Consider the following 1206-nt stretch of genomic DNA (forward strand, 5'->3'; position numbering starts at 1 on the left):
CGTCGGTCAGGCGGGTGCAGCCCGGCCCCGGCTCGTACGACCACACGTGCCGCTCCGCCGGGTCCTCGGCCGCCGTGAACAGCACCCGTTCGCCCGCGGCCCCGAGCACCGCGCGCACCTGCAGCCCGGCGGGCGTGACGGGCTCGCCGTCGCGGAGGAGCCGGTACGTGTCCGTGGCGGTGTCGTTCGCGACCTGCAGCAGCGCGCCGGACGCGGTCCTGGCTGGCGTCCCCGGCACCAGCCGGGTCCAGTGCGCGTCGCGCGTCTCGGCCAGCACGCGGGTGGCGCCGGTGTCCGGGTCGGCCGCCAGCGTGAGCAGCGTGCGCTGGTCGCGGCTCTGCACCCCGAGGAGCGGGCCGTGCGCGTCCCAGCGGACGGTGGCCAGGTACTCGAACGCCGTCCGGTCCCAGCGCACCTCCGTGCGCCGGCCGTCCCGCGTGACCACGTACAGGGAGACGTCCGCGTTGGCCGTGCCGGCGGCCGGGTAGCGCACCGCGCGGGGCTCGGCCGCCGGGTCCGCGGGGTCGGCGAGGTGCCAGCGGCGCACGCCGGACTCGTCCACGCGCGCGACGAGCAGCGCACCGCCGTCCGGCGCCCACCAGTGGCCGCGATGGCGGTGCATCGACTCGGCGGCCACGTGCTCGGGCAGCCCGTACGTCACCTCCGGCCCCTCCGGCGCGGCCAGCAGCCGGTCGTCCCCGCCGGCCACGGACACGGTGTGCAGCGCCCCGGCCGTGACGTACGCGACGTACCGCCCGTCGGGGGAGGGGCGCGGATCGACGGCGGGCCCCGCGGCGGGCAGCCGGAACGGCGCCGAGCCGTCGGTCCGTACCGCCCACAGCTCACCGGCCAGCGCGAAGACGGCGAGCCGCACGGCGTCGTCCGTGGCGTACGAGGTGATGCCCGCCGTCCGCGTCCGCGAGCGCTCCCGGCGCACCCGCTCCGCCGCCGGCTCCGGGCCGCCCCGCGCCAGCCCCGCCGGATCCGCCAGCTCCCGCTCCGCGCCCCCCTCGTGCAGCCACAGCCGGGCCACGGGATCCGTGGCGCTCCCGGTGCGCAGGAACAGCACGCGCTCGCCGTCGGGCGAGACCGTCACGGCGTGCGGCAGGCCGAGGGTGAACTTGCGGGTGCGGGCGAGATGGCTGGGGAACTCCGGCGCGCGTTGAGCGTTCATGCCGAGACCATGCCCGCAGACCGGCCGTCGCC

At 78.4% G+C, this 1206-nt stretch carries 1 protein-coding gene; it reads right to left on the reverse strand.

What is annotated here, in order from left to right; all coding sequences use genetic code 11:
- The coding region (locus ABD317_RS37075) for a DPP IV N-terminal domain-containing protein (RefSeq protein WP_344296493.1) at positions 1 to 1174 on the reverse strand (1174 nt) is incomplete at its 3' end.
- Positions 1175 to 1206 lie beyond the last annotated feature (32 nt).

It is taken from the genome of Streptomyces synnematoformans (genome assembly GCF_039531005.1).
GTDB lineage: Bacteria > Actinomycetota > Actinomycetes > Streptomycetales > Streptomycetaceae > Streptomyces > Streptomyces synnematoformans.